This is a genomic window from Microcystis sp. LSC13-02 (assembly GCA_002282935.1).
GTDB lineage: Bacteria > Cyanobacteriota > Cyanobacteriia > Cyanobacteriales > Microcystaceae > Microcystis.
This window is the reverse complement of sequence record MTBT01000119.1, coordinates 1-5,591: the sequence shown is the minus strand read 5'-3', so window position 1 is coordinate 5,591 and position 5,591 is coordinate 1. Positions and strand designations below refer to the sequence as shown.

Sequence of the window (5,591 nt, the reverse complement as noted above, 5' to 3'; positions counted from 1 at the left end):
AGCCAAACAACCCGCAGCATTTATTCTGGAAAATGTCAAGCAATTACAAGGACATCAACAGGGAAAAACCTTAGAAGTTATTCTCGATACTTTGCAAGATTTAGTATTACTATACCGATTATCGGGTTTTGAATGCGCTTAATTTTGGCCTACCGCAAAAAACGGAATCCATCAGGCCATTGGGTTTGAGCATTATAAATAATATCCGTGAGGATGGTATTTTGGAGATTAGCCAGACGCAAATCGGCGCTGCTTAAATCCGCTTGTTGCAAATTGGTTCCTAACAAACTAGCTTGACGGAGAATTGCACCGCTAAGATTGCATTGGCTAAGATTGGCAGTGCCGAGGTTGGCCACACTAAGGTTAGCTTGACTAAAGTTCGCTTTTGCCGCTTGCACAGACCACAAAATCGCCTTGCTTAAATTGGCACCCCGGAAGTTAACTGATTCTAGATTGGCATAGCTAAAGTCAAATTGACTGAGATTCAGACCAGATAAATCCAAACCTTGTAAATTTTCACCGTTTAAGCCGATCTTTAAGCCAGCATTGATCGCGCTCTCCAGTTGTTGACGGGTGACGCTAGACATTGTGTAGCAAGGAAAAAGTAAAAAAGCCTGTCAAGACGAGCAAGATGCCCGTCTTGACACTAAGTTAAAACTGGATTAGATCGCAGTTAACCAAACAAGGGTACAGTAACCCAATAACGTTTACGATAACCATTGCCAAAGTTAACTTCGATCGCTTTGCGGGCGATCAAAATCGCCTCATCGCCGTCAATATCGTAGCCAATCTCGGTGGAATTGGGTACAGTGGTGAATTCTAGAGGCATTCCACCGCCACCGCGAGCAGACAGGGAAGCCAATTGTCGGCTAAACTCTGCCGCTAGTAACTGCTCATAGTTGCTAGGTTCGGGTGCTAAGACAGGAGCGATATCACCCCGGGGAGGTGGCGCACTGGCAGAGCGTACAGGACGACTACTTAACTGTTCGAGCGAGCGGACTGATGAATGCACATCGGTGACAGTACCATCGTTATCCAGGGCAATTCGCACCGTACCCGCCCCCGGGGTAATCACCGGGACACCATTAATCAACTGTCGGAATTGGACAATCACACCAGTAGTAAACGGTCCGTCCAATTGTCCCGAACCGTTAGCCGTACCGCCGGCTTCGGAAGATAAGATAATTCGATCGAACACCACTGGGACTTCTTGGTCAAGACCGTAACGCCAGACGGCCTCCTGGGCTAAGGTTTGGGCGCTGTCCATAGCCAAGGGGTTGTAATTATAACGGTTAGGAGTTGCCAAACGAACATCAATTGACCCATCACTACCGTAGGCGATGCTTTGTTCCCCCGTCACCAGGCGATAGGAGCCATTTCTGGTACTAGCAACTTCTGAGGGGATTTCCAGGTCAAGACCAAATCGTGCCGCTAGGCTGCGGGCAGCCGGTCGAGTAGCGTCTAGGGGTTGCAAACGACCGACGAGGAGATGCTGGGGTAAGACCAGTTGTGGTTGGCTACTGCGAGCCACATTGTACCATCGCCACCAATACCAAGCATTACTGACCCGTTCGCGAGAAAAATAGCGTTCATTAAAGAGACGATTTTTCGCCTCATCGGCACTGGCACCACAGGCCACCACCGAGGGGGCCTGGTCGTGGGCAATGCGCCAACTAGCATCTAACCAAGCGGTACTTAAAGACTTATTCTTGTTCCATTCTTCCCAGAAAAATTTGCCGTAATTGGGATTATCCCAACTAACAGTTTCATAGCCGAAGAGCATTCGCCAACCGCGATTACTAGGATTCCAAGTCCGAATCGGGTTGTGACCACCCAGAACCCGCAGGGAAAGACAGGTAGACAGAAAAATGTATCTGACCCGCTCGTTAGCCCAAACTAACTTATCACTGCTAGAGACGATCGTACAACCTTCGTTACCCCACGGTTTGCTCATCGGTAGATAAAACACGCCATTGGCATCCATCCCGCCATGACCAGAGTGATAGAAGGCCATGACCGCATCTACCCCGTAGGTATCTTGCCAATCATCGTAGGGTTCGTAGTAAAGCCAGGGTTGTACGCCACAATCCTGATACCAAAAGTTTAAGGGGGTAAACTTTTTCACATAGTCTAACCAGCCTTGGGCATCTTCATGGGTATAGCGCAGGGTGCCAAAGGAGCAACCACAGCCCACTTCAATACTACAGCCGCCATAGAGATTCGCTCCGCCACGCAGGCCATCTTTGCTATCCTGACCGAGGGGGTTTTCGGCAAAGAGAGGAACGGAGGGAATTTCTGGTGTTTCGGACTCAGGAAGGTTAGCTGCGGGGGGAATTTGAGTCGGTTGTGTTAATGTCATGGTATTTTCCTCGTTAAATCTTGAAAAAGTTTTAAAAAACGTAAATTTCCTGAATCACGTCGTTTTCCAGACGCAGATTGACGGGAAATTTTCTTTCCTTAGCGGCGGACAGCAGGGCAAGCATCCCCAAGAAAACACTGTCACTCTCGGGGGCAATCTTGCGCCAGCCGAGGCCGTCCACATAGGCGGCCGCATTGCGTTCTTGGTTAATCATCCACAAACCGGTAATCTGCTTTTTCTCTAGCCAAGCACTGCCGGGGACAGTGAAGGTCATCGTGGCACCAACCGCAGAAATCTGGGCGATTTTTAAGCCAGAGTTGCTACCATCCCACCATTTGCCAGCAGGACTGGTGCTATCGGAAAACTCGGTTTTATAGGGGGATCGAAATAGGTCGGCGTTATCACCGCCATTGGCATCTTTCTCCAAATCGAAGCGATTATCGGCCTGTTCTAAGGAACATTCGTAGTGTTGGCTAGGAGTCATCTGTTCCTCCTCGTTACCATTCTTCTGTTCGTCCACGTGCCAGATGGCTAGGCCCGCATCGGGGAGGAATGTATCCCGGCCAGTTTTCTGCCGGTTTTCGATGAGGAAATACTCGTTAGCGTTCTTACTGTAGAGGTAAAACTCATTCTTGGCCGCAGGAAGACTGGCGGTAAGACCTGGAGTTATCGCTGTCACTTTGCTGGCCCAACCGGCTTCATTTTTGAGGTAGGCAGAGACTTGCACGGGATTTTTATCATTGCCTCCGTAACACATCAGACAATAATTACCCACTCCTGCCGATTGACCGCCATAATCGTAGAGATCGGGAAAATCGCAGATCATGTGACCATTTTCATGACAGAAGGTACGCAAGGTCAGTTCACTACCCATATTGGTGATTTGGTAGTCGTATAACTTCTTGCCCCCCCCGACATCGTAGGGTGAAGCTAAACTCCAGGAATGAGGCCATAGTCCTTCGGCCCAATTGTTGACCCGCGGTCCGACATAGAAGACATTTAAGGCATAAATTAAACCGTTACTATCACTACTCAGCTGACTAAAGTTAAAGCCTTGGGATTTCAAATAATTGAGGGCTTCTAGAATCAGTTCTCGGGTGCGAGTACCATAGGCGATCGCTGGATCGGTATAATAGGAGCGATTATTGGCGGCGGTGTAATATTGGGTGACAACATTGGTATAGGTTAATTTTCCCTGGGAGTTATCGTAGAAATAATCCCGTACTGACCCTTTATTGCCAAATCCGGCGTAACCAGGTAGGTTACAGAAGTTGCTGACTTCCTGTTGGGAAATGCTGGCGGCAACGTCGGGAAACTTAATCAAGATACATAATCCCAGATAGTTGCCCACAGTTACTGTTGAAGTTGGTCTGGCATCAGCACTGGTCGTCGCACTGATTCCCTGCAGCTGAGTTTTTTTTTGCTGACGACGGACTTGCCATTGACTGAACCCGTCCTGTAGCATCGGTGCGCTCTGAGCTTGTTGTTTGGCACTCTCGGTCTGGATGCGTAGATGGGGCTGGATGCCGAGGCTTTGGGGTGCTATTTGGCCGACTATCCCATCGGTCGCTATCAGTTGGCTGTTGTCTTCGGAAAGCTGGGCGTAGGTGTAAAAACCATTGTCGGGGTTTTTGACCACGGTATAGCCATCTAGGGTTTCAAAAACAGCATAATACTGGTTTCCCGATCCCCTGACCCTGATAGTGCTGCCGTCGGGATTGGTGAAGGTAAATTCCTCATTCACAAAGGGTGTAGGCATAGATTTGATTCTCCTTGCCAAAGAAATTTTGGCTTTCTCGATAAGAAGGTCTGTTCAAGAACTCAGTACAGGACAATGCACAATTTCAATAATCATCAAATTTTTCTGCGGTGACAATACGATGATCCGCGTAGGGAATTATGAAGATATCGCAGCAATCTGCCCTTTCAGTAGCCCCAACTTTTCGAGGGCAACTATAACCGCTGCCGTCCGAGTTTGTACCCCTAGTTTCTCGTGAATATGTTCTAGATGTTTTCGCACGGTTCCTTCGCTACATCCGATCACTTTTGCTATGGCGGCATTACTTTTATCTTGGGCAATCCAAAATAGCACTTCTGCTTCCCTTTTAGTCAGTCCCAACAATTCTAAGGCCGCAATCGAAAAAGAGGGCAGTTCTTGTTCTTCTAAGAGTAGGAGAAACTGTTCCCCGATCAGAGTGGGAATCAGAAAAATGATTAACTGTCGTCCCTCTTGTTCTAGGCGTAAGGGTGAACAGGAAAAGGCTTGGTCATCCTTGGCAAGGAGTCGGGCAATCGGATGTTTAAACCACTTTTGCAAGGGTTCTGGTAAGGTGTTCGGGGTATGAGAGAGGGAATACTGGTACAGCAATTGTTCAGATCTTTCTGTAAGCATTTGCACGCTTCCAGCTATATCCATGACTATTAAACCTATCTGCTGGCAAAATTGGGGTAATCGTGGCTTTATTGATTTTATTTGATTATATTTGTCTTTATTGTTTTCTGGCTCTCTCTGTGGGCTAGATAGCAAAGCTGCGACACAACGATCGCAACTTACCGAGAGCTTTGGCATCAATCCCATAAATTTCTCCACTATTCAAATAATTATCACAAAATCCGTCTTTCTGCCCTGGTGGTGACGCTCTTATCTCAAGGCCTAGTGCTTGCTCAGAATATCTGTACTTTTAGAAAGCAGCAAATAGGCAACAGAAAATTAGGAAACAAACAAGAAAATATCTATGTCATCAACATTGATCGCAGTGACATAATTCCTTAAAACAGCCCCCTGTTAACGATAATTTCCTTTAATAAAACGCCAATTCAAGTCTGAATTACATCACTGTCTGATCTATCTTCATAGAATACCTCATTCGGGTTACGATAGTCAAGACATTTTCGAGGACGATTGTTAATAAAGTTTACGGCAAACTTGGCTAAAAATACCTCTAAAGTTCGATTTATTCTTTGACGTAGCTGTGCTATAAGGCGATAAATTATCCCCATTAATTTAGGATATTATCGAGCTATTGCTAGGGATATGATCGATGAATTTACTTAAAGATAAGCAGAAAATTCGTTTTATTGACCTCTTTTGTGGTTTAGGAGGGTTTCGAGTCGCAATTGAACAAGTTTGTCGCCAACAACACTTAGCATCTGATTGTGTCTTTTCCTGTGATATAGATAAAGATGCTCAGGCAATTTATCACGCTAATTTTGGCGACCAACCCCAGGGAGA

Annotated in this window: 5 protein-coding genes and 2 pseudogenes; 2 read left to right on the top strand and 5 right to left on the bottom strand. The window is 46.7% G+C overall.

Annotation, left to right across the window (positions count from 1 at the left end; genetic code table 11):
• Positions 1 to 185 (top strand): annotated as a pseudogene (locus BGL89_RS07270) (DNA cytosine methyltransferase); the annotation flags it as partial.
• Here BGL89_RS07270 and BGL89_RS07265 read toward each other — a convergent pair.
• From BGL89_RS07265 to BGL89_RS07245, 5 genes and pseudogenes are all read right to left on the bottom strand, one after another.
• Positions 150 to 587 carry a pentapeptide repeat-containing protein gene (locus BGL89_RS07265; RefSeq protein WP_286825122.1) on the bottom strand — a complete coding sequence of 146 codons (438 nt, stop codon included), beginning with the start codon at positions 585 to 587 and terminating at the stop codon, positions 150 to 152. The pseudogene BGL89_RS07270 and the gene BGL89_RS07265 overlap by 36 nt on opposite strands.
• 86 nt (positions 588 to 673) lie before the next feature.
• Positions 674 to 2,359 (bottom strand): DUF6345 domain-containing protein, encoded by a 1,686-nt coding sequence (locus BGL89_RS07260; protein WP_286825121.1) that lies wholly within the window; start codon positions 2,357 to 2,359, stop codon positions 674 to 676.
• A gap of 31 nt (positions 2,360 to 2,390) precedes the next feature.
• Entirely contained in the window at positions 2,391 to 4,118 is a 1,728-nt protein-coding gene (locus BGL89_RS07255) for a M6 family metalloprotease domain-containing protein (protein ID WP_286825120.1), read from the bottom strand.
• A 138-nt stretch (positions 4,119 to 4,256) separates the two neighbouring features.
• The gene (locus BGL89_RS07250) at positions 4,257 to 4,751 is read right to left on the bottom strand and encodes a response regulator transcription factor (protein WP_286825119.1); all 495 of its coding nucleotides are present in this window, start codon (positions 4,749 to 4,751) and stop codon (positions 4,257 to 4,259) included.
• Positions 4,752 to 5,176: 425 nt separating this feature from the next.
• Positions 5,177 to 5,287, bottom strand: a pseudogene (locus tag BGL89_RS07245) (IS30 family transposase); the annotation flags it as partial.
• 113 nt (positions 5,288 to 5,400) lie between these two features.
• Between BGL89_RS07245 and BGL89_RS07240 the strand changes: the two are divergent.
• Positions 5,401 to 5,591, top strand: a 191-nt coding sequence (locus tag BGL89_RS07240) for a DNA cytosine methyltransferase (RefSeq protein WP_286825118.1), incomplete at its 3' end; no start/stop codon positions are given.